Here is a 494-nt window from a genome sequence, read left to right on the forward strand (position 1 = left end):
GCTTCGCCCACTCGTAGATCCAGTTTCCACCACGATAGCCAATGACCGTATCGTAGAGATCTTTATCCGTGCGTTCGGCTTCGCTCATGACGATACGCGCCTGCACCTCAAGGATTTCACGCGGATCGACCCCACGCCAGATCCACATCAGGCGATTCACCATGCGGTACCAGTGCGGGATGGTTGTGCCATCCAGGGCAGATTGCACAGACGGCTGCGCGCCGTGATTAAATCGACGAACCAGCGTTGACGTTTCANGACGAACCAGCGTTGACGTTTCAGGGTGTTTGAAGCGGGGTTTAAACAGGACTTCGCTGAGGTTAGCCTGTGACATAATTACGGCCTCCATGAGTACTCACTAAGGCATAGTGTAACCTGACACCGCACAAAAAGAACAACGCCCGACAGTGCGGGCGTTGAAAACTTTTTAGATTAGCGACCAGAGATCGGCGGAACAAATACCACGCCCATATCCCACGGCTGCTCAATCCAGG

General features: G+C 53.8%; 1 protein-coding gene. It reads right to left on the bottom strand.

What is annotated here, in order from left to right; genetic code table 11:
* The coding region (locus FDX22_RS23750; protein ID WP_146717881.1) for an alpha/beta hydrolase at positions 1-334 on the bottom strand (334 nt) is incomplete at its 3' end.
* Positions 335-494 lie beyond the last annotated feature (160 nt).

The sequence above is a fragment of the Citrobacter sp. TBCS-14 genome (assembly GCF_005280805.1).
GTDB classification, from domain to species: Bacteria; Pseudomonadota; Gammaproteobacteria; order Enterobacterales; family Enterobacteriaceae; genus Citrobacter; species Citrobacter gillenii.